The 18,053-nt window shown below is 61.2% G+C and carries 20 protein-coding genes; 10 read left to right on the top strand and 10 right to left on the bottom strand.

The window, feature by feature from the left end; genetic code table 11:
• The 8 genes from K0H47_RS30970 to K0H47_RS01275 form a co-directional block, all read left to right on the top strand.
• Nucleotides 1-1,819: polymorphic toxin type 47 domain-containing protein (locus tag K0H47_RS30970; RefSeq protein ID WP_257626604.1), on the top strand; the 1,819-nt coding region annotated here is incomplete at its 5' end.
• Nucleotides 1,816-2,205, top strand: coding sequence for a hypothetical protein (locus K0H47_RS01245; protein ID WP_177026901.1), 390 nt, complete (start codon nucleotides 1,816-1,818; stop codon nucleotides 2,203-2,205). The genes K0H47_RS30970 and K0H47_RS01245, both read left to right, overlap by 4 nt.
• A 69-nt stretch (nucleotides 2,206-2,274) precedes the next feature.
• Complete coding sequence (locus tag K0H47_RS01250; protein WP_257626605.1) at nucleotides 2,275-2,700, top strand: FecR domain-containing protein; 426 nt, start codon at nucleotides 2,275-2,277, stop codon at nucleotides 2,698-2,700.
• Nucleotides 2,701-2,789: 89 nt separating this feature from the next.
• Nucleotides 2,790-3,929 carry a Fic family protein gene (locus K0H47_RS01255; RefSeq protein WP_219271782.1) on the top strand — a complete coding sequence of 380 codons (1,140 nt, stop codon included), beginning with the start codon at nucleotides 2,790-2,792 and terminating at the stop codon, nucleotides 3,927-3,929.
• 88 nt (nucleotides 3,930-4,017) lie between these two features.
• Nucleotides 4,018-4,260 (top strand): exodeoxyribonuclease VII small subunit, encoded by a 243-nt coding sequence (locus tag K0H47_RS01260; RefSeq protein ID WP_003209964.1) that lies wholly within the window; start codon nucleotides 4,018-4,020, stop codon nucleotides 4,258-4,260.
• Nucleotides 4,257-5,144, top strand: a complete 888-nt coding sequence (gene ispA / locus K0H47_RS01265; RefSeq protein WP_218264201.1) for a (2E,6E)-farnesyl diphosphate synthase — start codon at nucleotides 4,257-4,259, stop codon at nucleotides 5,142-5,144. The genes K0H47_RS01260 and ispA overlap by 4 nt, the downstream gene beginning before the upstream one ends.
• 110 nt (nucleotides 5,145-5,254) lie before the next feature.
• Nucleotides 5,255-7,153, top strand: coding sequence for a 1-deoxy-D-xylulose-5-phosphate synthase (gene dxs, locus K0H47_RS01270; RefSeq protein ID WP_219271783.1), 1,899 nt, complete (start codon nucleotides 5,255-5,257; stop codon nucleotides 7,151-7,153).
• Between the two features lie 134 nt (nucleotides 7,154-7,287).
• Nucleotides 7,288-9,153 (top strand): TonB-dependent receptor domain-containing protein, encoded by a 1,866-nt coding sequence (locus tag K0H47_RS01275; protein ID WP_219271785.1) that lies wholly within the window; start codon nucleotides 7,288-7,290, stop codon nucleotides 9,151-9,153.
• Nucleotides 9,154-9,260: 107 nt separating this feature from the next.
• On the opposite strand, the gene K0H47_RS01280 is transcribed toward K0H47_RS01275, so the two are convergent.
• From K0H47_RS01280 to nrdR, 10 genes are all read right to left on the bottom strand, one after another.
• Nucleotides 9,261-10,058, bottom strand: coding sequence for a cobalamin-binding protein (locus K0H47_RS01280; protein ID WP_219271787.1), 798 nt, complete (start codon nucleotides 10,056-10,058; stop codon nucleotides 9,261-9,263).
• Nucleotides 10,058-10,477, bottom strand: a complete 420-nt coding sequence (locus K0H47_RS01285) for an MFS transporter (RefSeq protein ID WP_201139820.1) — start codon at nucleotides 10,475-10,477, stop codon at nucleotides 10,058-10,060. The genes K0H47_RS01280 and K0H47_RS01285 overlap by 1 nt, the downstream gene beginning before the upstream one ends.
• Nucleotides 10,474-11,091, bottom strand: coding sequence for a GTP cyclohydrolase II (ribA, locus tag K0H47_RS01290; RefSeq protein ID WP_063026867.1), 618 nt, complete (start codon nucleotides 11,089-11,091; stop codon nucleotides 10,474-10,476). Before ribA ends, K0H47_RS01285 begins: the two co-directional genes overlap by 4 nt.
• A gap of 128 nt (nucleotides 11,092-11,219) precedes the next feature.
• Nucleotides 11,220-12,173 (bottom strand): thiamine-phosphate kinase, encoded by a 954-nt coding sequence (gene thiL / locus K0H47_RS01295; RefSeq protein WP_093204668.1) that lies wholly within the window; start codon nucleotides 12,171-12,173, stop codon nucleotides 11,220-11,222.
• Nucleotides 12,174-12,191: 18 nt separating this feature from the next.
• The gene (gene nusB, locus K0H47_RS01300; protein ID WP_017476288.1) at nucleotides 12,192-12,692 is read right to left on the bottom strand and encodes a transcription antitermination factor NusB; all 501 of its coding nucleotides are present in this window, start codon (nucleotides 12,690-12,692) and stop codon (nucleotides 12,192-12,194) included.
• The gene (ribE, locus tag K0H47_RS01305; protein WP_063026863.1) at nucleotides 12,689-13,165 is read right to left on the bottom strand and encodes a 6,7-dimethyl-8-ribityllumazine synthase; all 477 of its coding nucleotides are present in this window, start codon (nucleotides 13,163-13,165) and stop codon (nucleotides 12,689-12,691) included. The genes nusB and ribE overlap by 4 nt, the downstream gene beginning before the upstream one ends.
• A gap of 90 nt (nucleotides 13,166-13,255) precedes the next feature.
• A complete protein-coding gene (gene ribBA / locus K0H47_RS01310; protein WP_017476289.1) occupies nucleotides 13,256-14,347 on the bottom strand; it encodes a bifunctional 3,4-dihydroxy-2-butanone-4-phosphate synthase/GTP cyclohydrolase II in 1,092 nt (363 codons plus the stop codon).
• Nucleotides 14,348-14,363: 16 nt separating this feature from the next.
• Nucleotides 14,364-15,041, bottom strand: a complete 678-nt coding sequence (locus K0H47_RS01315) for a riboflavin synthase (RefSeq protein ID WP_003209988.1) — start codon at nucleotides 15,039-15,041, stop codon at nucleotides 14,364-14,366.
• A 34-nt stretch (nucleotides 15,042-15,075) separates the two neighbouring features.
• A complete protein-coding gene (ribD, locus tag K0H47_RS01320; RefSeq protein WP_219271789.1) occupies nucleotides 15,076-16,212 on the bottom strand; it encodes a bifunctional diaminohydroxyphosphoribosylaminopyrimidine deaminase/5-amino-6-(5-phosphoribosylamino)uracil reductase RibD in 1,137 nt (378 codons plus the stop codon).
• Nucleotides 16,209-16,679, bottom strand: a complete 471-nt coding sequence (nrdR, locus tag K0H47_RS01325; protein WP_003209990.1) for a transcriptional regulator NrdR — start codon at nucleotides 16,677-16,679, stop codon at nucleotides 16,209-16,211. Before nrdR ends, ribD begins: the two co-directional genes overlap by 4 nt.
• Nucleotides 16,680-16,818: 139 nt before the next feature.
• On the opposite strand from nrdR, the gene K0H47_RS01330 reads away from it, so the two are divergent.
• On the top strand, nucleotides 16,819-17,277 hold the full coding sequence (locus K0H47_RS01330; RefSeq protein WP_017476292.1) for a YbaY family lipoprotein: 459 nt from the start codon (nucleotides 16,819-16,821) through the stop codon (nucleotides 17,275-17,277).
• Entirely contained in the window at nucleotides 17,274-17,930 is a 657-nt protein-coding gene (locus K0H47_RS01335; RefSeq protein ID WP_177026907.1) for a methyltransferase, read from the top strand. The genes K0H47_RS01330 and K0H47_RS01335 overlap by 4 nt, the downstream gene beginning before the upstream one ends.
• Nucleotides 17,931-18,053: the final 123 nt, after the last annotated feature.

The following is an 18,053-nucleotide window of genomic DNA, read 5'->3' on the forward strand; positions in this document are numbered from 1 at the left end:
ACAGCAGGAAACCGGGTTTGATGGCCGCCGCACCGCCTATGCCTACGACCTCGCCGGGCACCTGCTGGAAAAGACCGAGTACGGCGACGATGGCAGTCAGCTGGTTACCGGTTATGCGCGCGATGCGGCCGGTCGTCTCGTAAGAAAAACCCTGCCCGACCGCAGCACGGTTGATTACACCTACGACCGCCTCGGCAATCTCCTCAGCGTCGACGACGGCCACTGGCCGCTGCACTACGAATACGACCTGCAAAACCGCCTCACCGCCGAGCACCAAGGCTGGGGCACGTTGCGCTATGGCTACGACGAATGCGGCCAACTCAACTACCTGCGCCTGCCCGACAACAACCGCCTGGCCTTCCACCACGACAAAGGTGGCGACCTCGGCACCGTCGAACTCAACGGCAACCTGCTCACCTCGCACCTGTTCAAATCCGGCCGCGAGCACCAACGCCAGCAAGGCCAACTCCTCAGCCACTACCGCTACGACGACCAGGGCCGCCTGCACGCCCACGCCATCACCCAACAGGAACAACGCCACCAGCGCCGCCAGTACGACTACGACAAGCGCGGCAACCTCACCCGCATCCTCGACACCCGCAAAGGCCAGCACGACTACCACTATGACCCACTCGACCGCCTGACCCGCGCCAACCACTCGCACGACGTGCAGGAACGCTTCGTCCACGACCCGGCGGGCAACCTGCTGATGCAAGACCGCGTCGGGCCCAGCGTCGTCAAAGGCAACCACTTGTTGATGCAAGGCGACCGTCATTACGACTACGACGCCTTCGGCAACCTGCTGCACGAACGTCGGGGTCGGGCTCAACAACTGGTCACCGAATACCGCTACGACTGTCAGCACCGACTGATCAGCATCACCCAGCCGGACGGTACCGAGGCCGTATATCGCTACGACCCGTTTGGACGGCGTATCGCCAAAATCCTCAACGGCCAGACCACCGAGTTTTTCTGGCAAGGCGACACCCTGATCGCTGAACACAGCGCCGATCACCACCAAAGTTACCTCTACGAACCCAATAGCTTTCGCCCGTTAGCGCTGCTCAAAGGCTACGGCCCGGAAGACGTAAAACCCTTCCACTACCAACTCGACCACCTCGGCACCCCACAAGAAGTCACCGCGCCCGATGGCGAAATCGTCTGGTCCGCCCACTACCGCGCCTACGGCCAAATCGCCAAGCTGGAGGTCAACACCATCACCAACCCGCTGCGCTTCCAGGGCCAATACTTCGACCCGGAAAGCGGGCTGCACTACAACCGTCATCGCTACTACAATCCGGACATTGGCCGCTACCTGACGCCCGATCCCGTGAAGCTGGCGGGTGGGTTGAACGGATACCAGTACGTGCCCAACCCGACCGGGTGGGTGGATCCGCTGGGATTAGCATGTAAACCTACAGACTGCCCACAGGCCGCTGGCGGAACATGGGAATTTAACTCCGATGTAGATCTTGACTGGAGAACAGAAAAGGGAAGTCCTTATCAGCAAATGCGTAAAGCGCTGGACGAGGCATTTCACAAAACTGGCGTATCAAAAGACGATTACACCGTGACCAAATGGGGAAAAGACCAACACGGTAAATCATGGCCGACAGAGTGGCGAGTACTAAGAGAAGCAAACAAAGGAGCAGAAGTGAACATCGACGATCCAACGTTGGTCCCATCGACTAAAGGTCCGGCCTCACCACACGTTGGTTACCAGACCGCTGGTAAAAGAAGCGGTGGTGGAGCCAAAAGAGGGCATATATTGCTTGAGCTGATTCCTGTTAGCCGTTCAAAAATCGGTACATCTCAATGAATTATCTAGAAGAAGAAATCGATGAAGCATTAATTACTCTGGGTATAGAGGGCATAAAGCTGAACTCCAGCCAGATTAGTTCACTAATCACATCTCTTATCGAGAGATTTTTCAAAACTAAACAAAAGACGCTTGACCCAAATTATCTCAATGTAAAAACCGAGCAACACAACCCGAATTTTTGGAAAGAGATACAAGACCTGATTCATAGTGACCGGCTAATTTTAATTGTTTTCGATTCAGCCCACAGAGCGTGGGAGATAGGTAGCGCCAAAAGCCTTGCTCTTATTTTATCTGAAACCACTGGCTATCCTTTCTGGATAACTGATCGAGACCTAACATTCTTAGTCCATATGGATGACCATGACTGCATAAGCTGGGCATAGAAATAAAAACGCTATAAGCAGCAAAAATCGAATACCACGAGTGACTCACTTCAAGAGCAAACCTGTTGAATGAAGCTGATAACCGTGCCCTTTACCCAAGAAGCCTTAAAGCTTCTGGACGTTGACGCATACCCAGAGAACAAACTAGAACAACTGCATCTGAACAGCAACAGCGCGTTCGATATCGACCTCACCTCCGATATACGCCGGGTAAATCTGCGAAGAGGCCGTGTGTATCTGCAAGTCAGCCAAAACAGTCGACCATTTATTGTGCAAGCCGGCGGCACTTGGATTAGGGCGTTGGGCACCGAGTTTTCCGTCACGCATAACGACAAAGGCGGCCATGTGATCTGGCTCGACGATAAAGTCGAGCAACGCACCATCAGCCCCAGATTCAATCTGAATCAGGTCGACAGTGCCTTTGACGCGCTGATTAGCAGCCAGAAACTGAGCACCACTGCCCTCACCCGTCGGGTGTTGATCGTGCGCAGCTGACTGGACAGTGAGCCGAATAACTCACACAATCGGCTCACCAAATGAGCCGATTAAGCCTTCTATTCGGCTCACACACCGAGTATGCCCCCATGGATCACCCGACCTGGATCTGGCAACAACCCGACTGGCCGCACTTTCACTGGCAACCTGAGCGCCTCGCAGCGTTATTGCGAGAGTGCACGCAGGCGCAAGGAAAGTTGCTGGGCATGCTCGGTTCGGTCAGCCAGGCACAGAGTTCAGAGAATGAACTGGATGCGTTGCTGCAAAACATTCTGACCTCCTCGGCAATCGAGGGTGAGCATCTGAATGTGGGCTCGGTACGTTCCTCTTTGTCCCGGCGCCTGGGCCTGGCGCAATTGCAAGACAGCTCCGTGAGCCGACGTAGCGAGGGTCTGGCTGACTTGATGCTGGACGCCACGCAACAGTTTGCTCAACCGTTTACCCTCACCCGTCTATTTAACTGGCATCGGTGGTTATTTCCCGCCGAGGAGGCCCGCTTTTCCACCCACGGCTTGAACGTAGGCGCGCTAAGGGGGGATGAGCCCATGCAGGTTGTGTCGGGACGACTGGACCGACCCACTGTGCATTTCGAAGCCCCACCCCGCCAAGGGCTAGAGCAGTCGCTGGACGATTTCATCGAATGGTTTGAAGCCAGTCGGAATCATGCAGCCCTTGACCCATTGCTGCGCGCAGGTTTGGCGCATTTCTGGTTCGTCACCTTGCACCCCTTCGACGATGGCAACGGTCGTCTGACGCGGGCTATTACCGACCTCGCGCTTGCCCAGGCAGAGAACCAGGCGATCCGCTTCTACGCCATGTCGGCGAGCATCCTTGAAGATCGGGCGGGCTATTACCGCGCACTGGAAACCAGTCAAAAGGCCACACTGGATGTCACCGATTGGCTTGAGTGGTTCCTGCAAACACTGCTTCGTAGCCTGCAGCAGGCCATGGTGCGGATTGACCGGGTGCTAGGTAAAACCCGCTTCTGGCAACAGCATCGAGACCACACACTCAGCGCCGAACAAACCAAAGTCTTGAATCGCCTGCTCGACGGCGGCGAAAAAGGCTTTGAGCACGGGATCAGCGCGGCCCAATATCAAGCAGTGACCAAAGTCTCCAAGGCCACGGCGACCCGACATCTGGCCGATCTTCTGGAAAAAAACTGCCTGGTTCGACTACCCGGCGGCGGCCGCAGCACCCGCTATCAAATCAACACCCAAGGCGATTGATTTTCAAGGCAAATCCCCCCACTCATTTGCCCCAATCCCCCATGTCTGCTAGTGTCGCGCCGGTTTACCGTCTACCGGAATAGCCGCCATGGCCCGCAAAAAAGTTGCACTCGATTTCGAACAATCCCTCGCCGACCTGCAAACCCTGGTCGAGCGTATGGAGAACGGCGAGTTGTCGCTGGAAGACTCGTTGACCGCATTCGAGCAAGGCATCGGACTGACCCGCGACTGCCAGAGCGCCCTGGCGCAGGCGGAGCAGAAGGTCCAGGTGTTGCTGGAGCGCGACGGGGAGTTGGCCGAAGAACCTTTCGATGCGGAACAGCCTGAATGATCGACGCTTATCAGGCCGGCAGCCAGGCCCGGGTCAATGCTGCGCTGGAACCGCTGTTTGTCGCGCCCAGCCCTGAGCTGAACCGCCTGTATGAGGCCATGCGCTACAGCGTGATGAACGGTGGCAAGCGCGTTCGCCCTTTGCTCGCCTACGCGGCTTGCGAAGCACTCGGCGCTCAGGCGGAGGAAGCCAACGGCGCCGCCTGTGCGGTGGAGTTGATCCACGCTTATTCCCTGGTACACGACGATTTGCCGGCGATGGACGACGATGATCTGCGTCGCGGCCAGCCCACTACCCATAAAGCCTTTGATGAAGCCTGTGCGATTCTCGCCGGTGACGGCCTGCAGAGCCTGGCGTTCAGCGCTCTGCTGGACCCGCGCTTGAGCAGTGTCAACGCTGAGATCCGCTTGCGTATGGTTACCGCGCTGGCATTGGCCGCAGGCCCTGCCGGCATGGTCGGCGGCCAGGCGATTGACCTGGGCTCGGTCGGTTTGAAGCTCGATCAAAAAGCCTTGGAATACATGCACCGCCACAAGACCGGTGCACTGATCGAAGCCGCCGTGCACCTCGGCGCCCTGGCCAGTGGTCGTGCCGACGCTGCGCAACTGGCGGCGCTGCAAACCTACGCGCGGGCCATCGGCCTGGCTTTCCAGGTGCAGGACGATATTCTCGACGTTGAAAGTGATACCGCCACCCTCGGCAAACGCCAGGGTGCCGATATCGCACGGGACAAGCCGACTTATCCTTCACTGCTCGGCCTGGAAGCCGCCAAGACTTACGCGCTGGAGCTGCGGGATCAGGCCCTGGATGCCCTGCGACCTTTCGACGCGGCTGCCGAGCCACTGCGTGACCTGGCGCGGTATATCGTCGAGCGTCGCCACTGACAGCAGCGGCCTTTTCCACCGCATATCAGCCAAGTTCGGCGCTCTGCGTGGGCAGTTTGCGATGCTTGAGGTAAACTGCCGCCTCTTCTATACCTATAACGATTCGCCTGATGCCCACGACGTTCCAAGAGATTCCCCGCAAGCGCCCGGCCACGCCCCTGCTGGACCGTGCCAACACGCCAGCCGGTCTGCGCCGCCTGGGTGAAGCCGAGCTGGAAACCCTGGCCGATGAGTTGCGCCTGGAATTGCTCTACACGGTCGGCCAGACCGGTGGGCATTTCGGTGCCGGCCTGGGCGTCATCGAGCTGACCATTGCGCTGCATTACGTGTTCGACACCCCGGACGACCGGCTGGTGTGGGACGTGGGTCATCAGGCCTATCCGCACAAGATCCTTACCGGACGCCGCGAGCGCATGGCCACCCTGCGCCAGAAGGACGGCATCGCCGCCTTCCCGCGCCGCTCCGAGAGTGAGTACGACACCTTTGGCGTAGGCCACTCCAGCACCTCCATCAGTGCAGCGCTGGGCATGGCCATTGCCGCCCGCCTGCAGAACAGTGATCGCAAGGCGATTGCGGTGATCGGTGATGGCGCGTTGACCGCCGGTATGGCCTTCGAGGCGCTGAACCACGCGCCGGAAGTGAACGCCAACATGTTGGTAATCCTCAACGACAACGACATGTCGATCTCGCGCAATGTCGGTGGCCTGTCGAATTACCTGGCAAAAATCCTCTCCAGCCGCACTTACGCCAGCATGCGTGAAGGCAGCAAAAAGGTGCTCTCGCGTCTGCCCGGCGCGTGGGAAATTGCCCGTCGTACCGAAGAATATGCCAAGGGCATGCTGGTTCCCGGTACCCTGTTCGAAGAGCTGGGCTGGAACTACATTGGCCCGATCGACGGCCATGACCTGCCAACCCTGATCGCCACCCTGCGCAACATGCGTGACCTGAAAGGCCCGCAGTTCCTGCACATCGTCACTAAAAAAGGCAAAGGCTTCGCCCCGGCGGAAGTCGACCCGATTGGTTACCACGCGATCACCAAGCTTGAACCGCTGAACGCCCCGGCCGCCGCGCCGAAGAAGCCCAGCGGGCCGAAGTATTCCGGCGTGTTTGGCGAATGGCTGTGCGACATGGCCGCTGCCGACCCACGCCTGGTGGGCATCACCCCGGCGATGAAGGAAGGCTCCGACCTGGTAGCGTTCAGCGAGCAGTTCCCGCTGCGCTATTTCGACGTGGCCATCGCCGAGCAACACGCGGTGACCTTTGCCGCCGGCATGGCCTGTGAAGGCGCCAAGCCGGTAGTCGCGATCTATTCAACGTTCCTGCAACGCGGTTATGACCAATTGATTCATGACGTCGCAGTGCAGAACCTCGACGTGTTGTTCGCCATCGACCGTGCCGGTTTGGTGGGTGAAGACGGCCCGACCCACGCCGGCAGCTTCGACCTGTCGTACCTGCGCTGCATCCCCGGCATGCTGGTGATGACCCCGAGCGACGAGAACGAACTGCGCAAGATGCTCAGCACCGGCCACCTGTACAACGGCCCGGCGGCTGTGCGTTATCCGCGGGGCAATGGCCCGAATGCGGTGATCGAGAAAGACCTTGAGCCTATCGAGATCGGCAAGGGCATCGTCCGTCGCCAGGGCAGCAACGTTGCCTTGCTGGTGTTTGGCGTGCAGTTGGCTGAAGCTTTGAAAGTGGCCGAGAAGATCGACGCCACGGTGGTGGACATGCGCTTCGTCAAACCACTGGACGAAGCTCTGGTGCGCGAGATCGCCGGCAGCCATGCGCTGCTGGTGACCCTTGAAGAAAACGCCATCATGGGCGGCGCCGGTGCGGCGGTCAGTGAGTTCCTGGCGCGGGAAAACATCCTCAAGTCGGTGCTGCACCTGGGCTTGCCGGATGTGTATGTCGAGCATGCCAAACCGGCGCAGATGCTGGCCGAGTGCGGGCTGGATGAGGCGGGTATTGAAGCTTCGGTTCGTCAGCGCATGGCACTGCTGAACCTGTAAACAACAATCAAATGTGGGAGCTGGCTTGCCTGCGATAGCATCACCTCGGTGTTGCTGACAAACCGAGGTGCCTGCATCGCAGGCAAGCCAGCTCCCACATTGGTTTTGTATTGCCTAAATGCTACGGACAGCCCATGAAACGTCTTCGTCGTGCCCTGCCCCTTCTTCTGCTCCCCGCCACCAATCTGCTCGCCGACAGCTTTGAGCGCGACGAAGCCCTCAAGCTGCCCGACGTGGTGATCAGTGCCAACCGCCAGGTCCAGGCGCGCAACGACAGCAGCGCCGCCAACACCATCTTTACCCGCGACGACATCGACCGCCTGCAACCCACCAGCGTGACCGATCTGCTGAGCCGCGTGCCCGGCGTACAGGTTTCACAAGCCGGTGGCCGTGGCAGCCTGGCGAGCGTTTACATTCGTGGCACCAAGTCGGCCCAAAGCCTGGTGTTGGTCGACGGCCAGCGCATCGGTAACTCGACTTCCGGCGACAGCAACCTGCAGCACCTGAACATCCAGCAGATCGAACGGGTGGAAGTGCTCCGCGGTTCGCGCTCGGTGATCTACGGCAGCGATGCGATTGGCGGGGTGATTCAGATCTTTACCCGACGCGGCAACGAGTCCGGCCTGCAACCCCGCCTGCATGTGGGATTTGGCAGCAACCAGACGTGGGAACGCAGCCTGGGCCTGTCCGGCGGTGACGAGAAAACCCGCTTCAACCTCGGCGCCAGCCTGGATGACACCGCCGGGATCAATCGGACGTATGCCTCATACCCCAGCGACCGCGACCATGACGCCTACCGCAACCAGTCTACCAGTTTCAGCCTGAGCCATGCCTTCAACGATGACCTCGAAGCCGGGGTGAACGTGCTGGATAACCGCGGCAAAAGCGAATTCGATAACTCGTTCTCCCCGCAAAAGCCCTATTCCAACTTCACCGTAAGCAGCGTCAGCAGCTATGTCGACGCACGCATCAATGAAACGTGGAAGTCCCGGCTGGAAGCGGGCCACAGCGAGAACCGCGAAGAAACCCGGGACAAGCTCAGCACCGAACGCAGCGTGTTCAACACCTACCGCAACTCGCTGAACTGGCAAAACGACCTGACCCTCAATGAGCAGAACAGCCTGATCCTGGGGGGCGACTGGTACGAGGACCGGGTCAACAGCAGCACCGCGTTCGCCGAAGACAGTCGCTGGAACCGCGCCGCGTTTATCCAGCACCGTTTCCAGGCGCAGTCTTTCTCCACAGAACTGGGCCTGCGCCGCGACCAGAACCAACAGTTCGGCGGCCACAACAGCTGGAGCGGCACCTTCACCCTGCCGCTGAACCCGGACAATGACCTGTTGCTGAGCTACAGCGAAGGCTTCCGCGCGCCGACGTTCAACGACCTCTACTACCCGGACGAATTCGGCTTCAAAAACAGCAACCCGAACCTCAAGCCCGAAACCTCGAAAAGTTACGAAGTGCAGTGGCGCAGCCAACTGAGCGACACCAGCCGGCTCGAAGCCTCGCTGTACCGCACCGATATTCAGGATGCGATCGTGTTCGCCAGCAACGGCCCGCAAAACGTCAGCTCGGCACGCATCAACGGTTTCGAAGCGGCGCTCAAGCAAGAGCTGTTCGGCTGGCAAAGCAGCCTCGGTATTGCGCTGATCGACCCACGGGACCGCGACACTGGGCGCACACTGGCCCGTCGAGCCAGGCGCACCCTGAGCCTGGACCTGGATCGCCAATTCGACCGGTTCGGCGTCGGCGCCAGCTGGCAAGCGGTGAGCAGCAGCTACGACGATGCGGCGAACCAGCAACGCCTGGGCGGGTACGGTTTACTCGGGCTACGGGGCAGTTGGGCGGTGAATCGTGAGATCACACTGGAAATGAAGCTCGATAACCTACTGAACAAAGACTACAGCCGGGCGCTGTATCAGTATCAAGGCCAGCAATATGGCTACCGGGAAGAAGGCCGGGCGCTGATGTTCGGGGTGACCTGGACACCGGAGCTCTAAGTCGTCTGCACCGGCCTCATCGCGGGCAAGCCCGGCTCCCACAGGGGACCGTGCTTATCCAGACGACTCGGTCAAATGTGGGAGCTGGCTTGCCTGCGATAGCGGCCTCACAGCCCCGGTGCAATCACCTGACACAACCGCGCCACCGCTTCCAGCATCTGCCCGCTGGGCCGTTCCAGGCCCTTGTCGGGCACCACCAGCAAATGCCCGGCAGCCACCGCCGCCACCTGTGGCCACGCCTTCCAGGCATCCAGCTGCGATTGATCGCCCGCCAGAATCACCTCGGGATTACGCTGCAGCACCGACTCAATGCTGACCTGCGGTGCCGGTAATTTCAGATCATCGAACACATTGCGCGCTCCGCACACACTCAGTGCATCGCTGATGATCTGCCCGCCGCCAACGGTGTACAGCGGCTGGTTCCACACCTGATAAAACACCCGCAACGGCTCGACCCGGTGATAGCGCAAGCGCAACTCGGCCAAGCGCTGACGCAGCTGCACGACCAATTGCCGGCCGGCATCAGCCCGCCCGAGTTGCTGGGCAATGGTTTCGACTTGCGAGGTGAGTTGTTCGAGGCTGTGGGGTTCGGCGACAAACACCGGGATGTTCAGGCGTTGGAGCTGCTCACGCTGGGCCGGGCCGACGCTGCCGGGCCAGAGCAGGATCAGGTCCGGCTTGAGGCTGAGCAGCCGTTCCATGTCCAACTGCCCGTAGTTTCCCACCGAAGGCACCTTCGCCAAGGCCTGTGGCCGCTCGCCGCCATCCAGCACGCCTACCAGCAAATCAGCAGCGCCCAGCTCAACGACGATTTCAGACAAAGAAGGAGCAAGGCTGACAACCCGCTCGACCGCCGCAACCTGGGCCGCGACGACCAGCAGGAACACCGCCAGCCAAGCGCGCATCAACCCAACTGACGCGGAATGCGATAGAGGTAGAACAGCACCAGGGTCGACAGTGCCAGCAGAAACAGCGGCACCGCTTCCAGCCCGACAAACACCGCCAGTGCGCCGATCCAGGCCGGCAGTGCAGCCACCAGCAACGCCACACGACGACGGGCCGCGAGGGTGATCCAGGCAGCCGGTTCTTCAGGGGTATCGAGGGCTTTGCCGGTGGCGATCAGTGAGTGTTTATAGCCATGGAAGTAACGCAGGCTGACAAACATCGAGGCCACGCCGGCGATGAAAAACGGCATCGCCAGCACCGGCAGCAATGGCTCGGCCTTGCCAAACACCAGGTTGATCACAAACAACGGCACCAACGCCAACGCCAGGTATTGCCACCAGTTAAACGACAGTCGCCGCTTGACCTGGCCGCGCGTCACGCCCGGTCGACCTCGCCCTGGTGCTCGTTGCCCATCATGTGGTCGAGCTTGCTGGCCTTGGTGGCCAGGTAGAGTTTGTTGTGCGGGTTGTGGCCGGTGTGCAGCGGCACGCGCTCGGCGACGGTGATGCCCATGTCGGTCAAGGCTTTGACCTTGCGTGGGTTGTTAGTCATCAGCCGCAGGGATTTGACCCCCAGGTGCTGGAGCATCGGCAGGCAGATCCCGTAGTCACGCTGGTCAGCGGCAAAACCCAGGCGCTCGTTGGCTTCCACGGTGTCGGCGCCGCCATCCTGCAGCTCATAGGCGCGGATTTTGTTCAGCAGGCCAATACCACGGCCTTCCTGACGCAAGTACAGCAACACGCCACGGCCTTCGCGGGCGATGGCCTGCATGGCGGCTTCCAGTTGCGAGCCGCAGTCACAGCGCTGGCTGAATAGGGCATCGCCGGTCAGGCACTCGGAGTGCACGCGGCCGAGCACCGGAGCGCCGTCCGCCACGTCACCGAGGCTCAGAACAACGTGTTCGCGCCCGGTGGTTTCTTCAAGAAAACCATTCATGGTGAACGTGGCAAAAGGGGTTGGCAGCTTGGAAGCGGCAACGAAAACGACGGGCACCGTGTGCTCCTGATTTCTGATTTCACAGGGGATAGATTGTAACAGCAGGTTCCTGCAGACGCTTAAGCTGAATTGTCGCTGATAAAGATCAATAGGTTCGATTGGCCTTCAGCTTGGTTCTATGCCTTTCAGAAATGTTGATAGCCACGGATGGCGGGGGTAATGTCCTGGCCCGCCGCGTCCAGCAGGGTCACGCCCTGCCCCGCCTCGACCCGGCCGATCACATGGACCGGCGCACCGGCCGCCAGCAACGGTGCCAGTTCGGCAGGTGGCAAGGTGAACGCCAGTACGTAGTCGTCCCCGCCGCTCAACGCGGCTACCCGCGCATCCGCGTCGCCAACGAACGCCAGCAAGGCTGCCGACAACGGCAGCTTTTGCTGCTCGATCAACAAGCTGACAGCCGACGCCTTGGCGATATGCCCGCAATCAGCCAGAAGACCGTCGGAAATATCCATGGCAGACGTCGCCTTGCCCCGCAATGCCAAGCCCAGCGCCAACTGCGGTTGCGGCGACCAGTAGTGGGCCAGCAGCGGCTCGGCGACAGCGGCCTCTGCCGTGCGCTGCCCCAGTACCAGCAGCAATGCGCCCGCCGCGTTACCCAGCTCACCGCCAACACACAGCAAGTCGCCGGGCCGCGCACCGCTGCGGGTCAAGGCCTGGCCCGCCGGCACCCGGCCAAACACGGTCAGGGTCAGGCTCAACGGCCCACGGGTGGTATCGCCACCCACCAGAATCACACCGCAACCCTGGGCCATGGCGTTCAAACCCTGGGCATAGCGTTGCAGCCAATCGGCATCAACCGTCGGGGTGGTCAGGGCAAGGGTAAATGCGAGGGGATTGGCGCCCATGGCGGCCAGATCGCTGACTGCCACGGCCAGCGAGCGCTGGCCGAGCAGAAACGGATCGCAGGGGTCGGCAAAGTGCACGCCGGCCACCAAAGTATCAGTGGAAATCGCCAGCTGTTCCCCGGGAGGAACCGCCAGCAAGGCGCAGTCGTCGCCAATCCCCAGTGCAATGCCTTCGCCGCCCTGCGCACAGGGCGCGGCGGCGAAGTAGTTGCGGATCAGCTCAAACTCGCCCATTGCGTCAGCAAGCGCCAGTTAGCGCTTGTACGCCTTCACTTCGGCTTCACGCAGGCGCGGGGCCAGCTTGTCGAGCACGCCGTTGACGAACTTGTGACCGTCGGTGGAACCGTAGACTTTCGCCAGTTCGATCCCTTCGTTGATCACTACGCGGTACGGTACGTCGACGCGCTTGAGCAGCTCCCAGGTGGACAGGCGCAGTACGGCCAGTTCAACCGGGTCCAGCTCTTCGATTGCCAGGTCCAGGCACGGCGACAAGGCAGCGTCGATCTCCGGCAGGTTGGCCGGAACGCCGTGCAGGATGTCGTGGAAATAGCTGGCATCGGCCGCGCTGAAATCGTTGTCGACGCGAAATTGCGCTTCGATTTCGTTCAGCGAGGTTTTAGCCATGTGGCGCTGGTACAGCGCCTGGGTCGCGAGCTGACGGGCCGCACGACGCTTTTCGCTCTTAGAGGGCTTGCCGGCGTCTGCTGGGCGCGGGTCCTGGGGGTTGAACTGATCGCTGTCGTCGCTAATCACTTGGCCTCCAACTGTGCCAGCAGGCTGACCATTTCCAGGGCGGACAGGGCAGCTTCGGCACCTTTGTTACCGGCCTTGGTGCCGGAACGTTCGATGGCTTGCTCGATGGAATCAACGGTCAGCACGCCAAAGGCGACCGGCACGCCGAACTCCATGGACACCTGGGCCAGGCCCTTGGTGCATTCGCCAGCCACGTATTCGAAGTGCGGAGTACCGCCACGAATGACCGCGCCCAGGGCGATGATCGCCGCGTATTCACCCTGCTGCGCAACTTTCTGCGCAACCAGTGGAATTTCGAAGGCGCCAGGAGCGCGAATAATGGTGATGTCGTTTTCGCTCACACCGTGGCGAACCAGGGCATCCACGGCACCGCTTACCAGGCTTTCAACCACGAAGCTGTTGAAGCGGCCAACCACCAGGGCATAGCGGCCTTTGGGGGCGATGAAGGTACCTTCGATGGTCTTCAGGGTCATTCGACAAATCTCTTAAAGAGCCGGGACGCGCTTAGTGCGCGCCCCTCAGTGATATTTGAACCGCGAACAAGGGGTAAACAACGCCGGCCTTTATTCGGAGGGCACGTATTCTACTACTTCCAGGTCGAAACCGGATATGGCATTAAATTTCATTGGTGCACTCATCAGGCGCATTTTGCGTACGCCCAAGTCCCGCAGGATCTGCGAACCGGCACCGACGATGCTGTAGGTGGTCGGCTTTTTCACCGGCACGTGGTCGGCGGTTTCGCGGATATGCGCCAGCAACACGTCGCCATCCAGTGGATGGCCCAGCAGCAATACCACACCACTGCCAGCCTCGGACACCGCGGACATCGCGGCCCGCAGGCTCCAGCGCCCCGGCTGTTTGACCATCAGCAAGTCGCGCAGCGGGTCCATGTTGTGCACCCGCACCAGGGTCGGTTCTTCAGCGCAGATGGTGCCCAGGGTCAGGGCCATGTGCACGTCGCCTTCCACGGAATCACGATAGGTCACCAGGTTGAACTGGCCCAGTTCGCTGTCCAGCGGCTGCTCGGCAATCCGCTGAACGGTACGTTCGTGGATCATCCGGTAGTGAATCAGGTCGGCAATGGTGCCGATCTTGATGTTATGCAGAGCGGCAAACTCTTCCAGCTCGGCGCGACGGGACATGGTGCCGTCGTCGTTCATCACTTCGCAGATCACACCGCTCGGCTCGAAACCGGCCATGCGCGCCAGGTCGCAGGCGGCTTCGGTGTGGCCGGCGCGAGCCAGGGTGCCACCCGGTTGGGCCATCAGCGGAAAGATGTGGCCAGGGCTGACGATGTCTTCGGCCTTGGCGTCTTTCGCAGCAGCGGCTTGCACGGTGCGGGCACGGTCAGCAGCGGAGATGCCGGTGGTGACACCGGTTGTGGCTTCGATGGACACGGTGAACTTGGTGCCAAACCCGGAACCATTGCGCGGCGCCATCAACGGCAGCTTGAGCAGTTCGCAGCGCTCGCGGCTCATTGGCATGCAGATCAGGCCACGGGCGTGCTTGGCCATGAAGTTGATGTGTTCCGGCTGGCAGCACTCGGCGGCCATGATCAGGTCGCCTTCATTCTCGCGGTCTTCGTCATCCATCAGGATGACCATCTTGCCTTGGCGGATGTCTTCAACCAGTTCTTCGATGCTGTTGAGCGCCACGCGGCACCCCCTTGGGTCAGGATTTAAGGTAGCCGTTAGCGGCTAAAAAACTTTCAGTGATGTTCCCGGCGGGCCCTTGAAGAGAGTCAGACTCTGCGGCCTTATCGCCCAATAGAAGGCGCTCCAGGTAACGGGCAAGCAAGTCCACTTCCAGGTTCACCCGGCGACCCGGCTGGTAAGACGCCATGATGGTTTCGCTCAGGGTGTGGGGAATGATGGTCAGTTCAAATTCGGCGCCATTCACGGCGTTCACGGTGAGGCTGGTGCCGTCGACGGTGATCGAGCCTTTGTGGGCGATGTACTTGGCCAGCTCTTTCGGGGCGCGAATGCGGAATTCCACGGCGCGGGCATTTTCGCTGCGGGCAACCACTTCGCCGACACCGTCGACGTGGCCGCTGACCAGGTGCCCGCCGAGACGGGTAGTCGGGGTCAGGGCTTTTTCCAGGTTCACCGGGCTGCCGCTCTTGAGGTCGTTCATCGCGGTGCAGTCCAGGGTTTCCCGGCTGACATCGGCGGCAAAGCCGTTGCCAGGCAATTCGATGACGGTCAGGCATACACCGCTGACGGCGATGCTGTCGCCCAGTTTGACGTCGCTCAGGTCGAGCTTGCCGGTTTCAACCAGCAGGCGTACGTCGCCGCCTTTTGGGGTCATTGCGCGGATGCTGCCGATGGATTCGATAATGCCGGTGAACATGCCGTTCTCCTGAAGACGTGGCGCAGGCCGGGAATTATACGCTCGCTGATGGCAGAGGGATGGCAGTGACTCGCCAGTCATCGCCCACAGCGCGCATTTCAGTGATCTTGAGTTGGGGGGCGTCGGTCAGTTTCTCAAGCGGCCAGTCCAGCAAAGGCCGGGCAGCGGAGCCGAGGAACTTGCCGGCGACGAATATCACGTACTCGTCCACCAGGCCTTGCTGGGCGAAGGCACCGGCCAGGCTCGGGCCGGCTTCCACCAACACTTCGTTGACGCCACGGGCCGCCAGGGCCACCAGCGCGGAACGCAGGTCGACCTGGCCGTCGACGCCCGGCACCACCAGGCACTCGGGCCCGGTGGGGTATTGGTTGTCCGGGGTCACGCAGGTGATGACCAGCGCGGGGCCGGCCTTGAAGAACGGCGCATTCAGCGGCACCCGCAGGCGGCCATCGATCAATACGCGCAGCGGCGGACGGGACATCGCCAGGGCGGTGGTTTCTTCATCCAGCCCCAGCTCGGCGGCGCGCACGGTCAGGCGAGCGCCATCGGCCAGCACCGTGTCGGCGCCGGTGAGCACCACACTGGCCTGGGCCCGCAGGCGTTGCACGGCGGCACGGGCGGCCGGGCCGGTGATCCACTGGCTTTCGCCATTGGCCATGGCGGTGCGACCGTCCAGGCTCATGGCCAACTTGACCCGCACAAACGGCAGGCCATGTTCCATGCGCTTGAGAAAGCCCGGGTTGAGCGCCCGCGCTTCGTTTTCCAGCAAGCCGCTGTACGTCTCGATCCCGGCCTGGGCCAGGCGACGCATGCCACGCCCGGCGACTTCCGGATTCGGGTCCTGCATCGCCGCGACCACGCGGGCCAAACCGGCATTCACCAGGGCATCGGCGCACGGTGGCGTATGCCCGTGGTGGCTGCACGGTTCAAGGGTCACGTAGGCCGTGGCGCCCCGGGCTTTATCGCCCGCAGCTCGCAGGGCATGGACTTCCGCATGGGGTTCGCCGGTGCGCACGTGCCAGCCTTCGCCAACAACCTGCCCGTCACGCACGATCACGCAGCCAACCCGGGGGTTGGGGTGGGTGGTGTACAGGCCCTTGCGCGCCAATTCCAGCGCACGGGCCATGTAATGAGCGTCGAGTACCGCTTGTTCTGCCGAAGGTGGATTCATTCTTTTACCGGCTCACGGGCCAGGCGGTCGATCTCTTCGCGGAACTCGTTGAGGTCCTGGAAGCGTCGATACACCGAGGCGAAACGGATATAGGCGACTTCGTCGAGCTTTTGCAGCTCGCCCATCACCAGTTCTCCAACCACCAGGGATTTGACTTCGCGCTCGCCGGTGGCGCGCAGCTTGTGCTTGATATGCACCAGCGCCGCTTCCAGCCGCTCGACACTCACCGGGCGTTTTTCCAGGGCGCGCTGCATTCCGGCGCGCAGTTTTTCTTCGTCGAAGGGCTGACGACTGCCGTCGGTCTTGATCAGACGTGGCAATACCAGTTCGGCGGTTTCGAAGGTGGTGAAACGTTCACCGCAGCCAGAGGCCAGGCATTCACGCCGGCGACGCACCTGTTCGCCCTCGGCGACCAGACGCGAGTCAATGACCTTGGTGTCGTTGGCACCGCAGAAGGGACAGTGCATGGTGGCAGGCAACAAAAAATGGGAGGGCCATGGTAGCGCATCCCTGTGGCAAGACAAGCCATAGCCTTTACGGTATATAGGCTGACTATTATGTTTCATATTTTTTAAGCCACGGATTTTGTCCCTTCTGGAGCCGTACATGCAGTTACGACCACTTGTTTTGCTCACGTTGCTCGGTTTTCTGGTCGCCTGCAGCAGCCATGCCCCAAAACCGGCGGCCCCCGTTGCCGCCCCTCAACAAGAGAAAAAAATCCCGGGTGTGGAAGAGGACCTCGGCCCGCTGCCCGCCTTCCAGCGTGAAGTCAGCGGCCAGTTGAACGGCGTACCCGCCGGTGCCGAAGTCGAACTGGCACTGCTGGTGATCGACGACCGTTCGCGCCCGCAACAACTGCTGGCCAGCAGCGTGCTGATCGGCAACAACAAGCCCTTGGCCTTCCGCCTGCGTTTCAACCCCGAAGCCTTCCCGGCAGGCGGACGCGTTGAACTGCGCGGTCGTGCCAGCCAGTCAGGCCAGTTGATCCTGCACCTGCCGCCCGTGCGTATCACCCAAGCGATCACCCAGACCACCGGCCCGCTGCAACTCGTTCCCGCACCATGACGCCACCGCTGGACCTGCAACGCGCCCTCAGCGAACTGATCGGCGACGCCCAACTGGTGCCCCACCCGCTGCCGGGCACCGCGTTGTCGCTGTGGCTGCTGGATGCCGACAACATGGACCGCGCCTTCAGCCCCGAAGAAACCCGACGCATCCTGCATGAACCGCCGTACTGGAGCTTTTGCTGGGCCAGCGGCCTGGCGCTGGCCCGGTATCTGGCGGCCAACCCTGGGTGGGTGGCAGGCAAGCGAGTGCTGGATTTCGGGGCAGGTTCGGGCGTTGCCGGGATTGCCGCGGTAAAGGCCGGAGCGCTGGAAGTGGTGGCGTGCGACCTGGATCCGCTGGCCCTGGCTGCCTGCCGGGCGAATGCGGAACTCAATGGCGTGACACTGGGTTACTCCGCAGACTTCTTCGCCGAGGCCGATCGGTTTGACCTGATACTGGTCGCCGATGTGCTGTACGACCGGGCGAACCTGCCGCTGCTGGATGAATTCCTGACTCGAGGCCGAGAAGCGCTGGTCGCCGACTCCCGCGTGCGGGACTTCCAGCACCCGGAGTATCAGCGCCTGGGCATCCTCGACGCCCTGACACTGCCGGACCTGGCCGAGCCCTGGGAGTTTCGCAAGGTGAGCCTGTACCACTCGCAGCGCGCTTGAGAGCATCGCGGGCAAGCCCGCTCCCACATTTGAAATGCATTCCCCTGTGGGAGCTGGCTTGCCTGCGATTGCGATCCTGAGACCGCCCCGCTTTCAGCCAACCCCACCAACCCTTATAGTTGC

The sequence above is a fragment of the Pseudomonas sp. Xaverov 83 genome, from assembly GCF_019352905.1.
In the GTDB taxonomy this organism is placed as follows: Bacteria; Pseudomonadota; Gammaproteobacteria; order Pseudomonadales; family Pseudomonadaceae; genus Aquipseudomonas; species Aquipseudomonas yamanorum.

Coding starts and splice junctions, on each gene's coding strand:
- K0H47_RS01245 (WP_177026901.1), top strand. CDS start 1,816: ATGAATTATCTAGAAGAAGAAATCGATGAAGCATTAATTACTCTGGGT.
- K0H47_RS01250 (WP_257626605.1), top strand. CDS start 2,275: ATGAAGCTGATAACCGTGCCCTTTACCCAAGAAGCCTTAAAGCTTCTG.
- K0H47_RS01255 (WP_219271782.1), top strand. CDS start 2,790: ATGGATCACCCGACCTGGATCTGGCAACAACCCGACTGGCCGCACTTT.
- K0H47_RS01260 (WP_003209964.1), top strand. CDS start 4,018: ATGGCCCGCAAAAAAGTTGCACTCGATTTCGAACAATCCCTCGCCGAC.
- ispA (WP_218264201.1), top strand. CDS start 4,257: ATGATCGACGCTTATCAGGCCGGCAGCCAGGCCCGGGTCAATGCTGCG.
- dxs (WP_219271783.1), top strand. CDS start 5,255: ATGCCCACGACGTTCCAAGAGATTCCCCGCAAGCGCCCGGCCACGCCC.
- K0H47_RS01275 (WP_219271785.1), top strand. CDS start 7,288: ATGAAACGTCTTCGTCGTGCCCTGCCCCTTCTTCTGCTCCCCGCCACC.
- K0H47_RS01280 (WP_219271787.1), bottom strand. CDS start 10,058: ATGCGCGCTTGGCTGGCGGTGTTCCTGCTGGTCGTCGCGGCCCAGGTT.
- thiL (WP_093204668.1), bottom strand. CDS start 12,173: ATGGGCGAGTTTGAGCTGATCCGCAACTACTTCGCCGCCGCGCCCTGT.
- ribE (WP_063026863.1), bottom strand. CDS start 13,165: ATGACCCTGAAGACCATCGAAGGTACCTTCATCGCCCCCAAAGGCCGC.
- K0H47_RS01315 (WP_003209988.1), bottom strand. CDS start 15,041: ATGTTCACCGGCATTATCGAATCCATCGGCAGCATCCGCGCAATGACC.
- ribD (WP_219271789.1), bottom strand. CDS start 16,212: ATGAATCCACCTTCGGCAGAACAAGCGGTACTCGACGCTCATTACATG.
- nrdR (WP_003209990.1), bottom strand. CDS start 16,679: ATGCACTGTCCCTTCTGCGGTGCCAACGACACCAAGGTCATTGACTCG.
- K0H47_RS01330 (WP_017476292.1), top strand. CDS start 16,819: ATGCAGTTACGACCACTTGTTTTGCTCACGTTGCTCGGTTTTCTGGTC.
- K0H47_RS01335 (WP_177026907.1), top strand. CDS start 17,274: ATGACGCCACCGCTGGACCTGCAACGCGCCCTCAGCGAACTGATCGGC.